1 rRNA gene is annotated in these 358 nt (G+C 46.4%); it reads left to right on the top strand.

Annotation, left to right across the window (positions count from 1 at the left end):
• Positions 1-10 precede the first annotated feature (10 nt).
• A 5S ribosomal RNA gene (gene rrf, locus DIC66_RS22805) occupies positions 11-123 on the top strand.
• Positions 124-358 lie beyond the last annotated feature (235 nt).

The raw sequence follows: 358 nt of genomic DNA, 5'->3' as shown, positions 1-358 counted from the left end.
AAAGTTTATGCCTGACGACCATAGCGACGTGGTACCACTCCTTCCCATCCCGAACAGGACAGTGAAACGCGTCAGCGCCGATGATAGTGCGGGTTCCCGTGTGAAAGTAGGTCATCGTCAGGCTATTTAAGCCAGAAAACGCCCCGTCGAAAGACGGGGCTTTTTCATCAGCGTCTTCTCTTTTGAAGATGCTGATGAAAACGAAATAACTTCGTTTTCATTGACTGCAGTCTTAAAACTGTGTCATAATTCAAGGCTTCGCTGATCACAGTGAAGTTAGCAAGAAGGTGGTAAAAAGCCTCTTGTGTTCCTTAAAAATTTACAGCCGATAAGCGTGGGCGTTTGAGGTGAATAGCCA

Origin of the sequence: Rhodoferax lacus, from assembly GCF_003415675.1 — a bacterium.
In the GTDB taxonomy this organism is placed as follows: Bacteria; Pseudomonadota; Gammaproteobacteria; order Burkholderiales; family Burkholderiaceae_C; genus Allorhodoferax; species Allorhodoferax lacus.
This window is presented reverse-complemented; position numbering and strand designations above follow the sequence as displayed.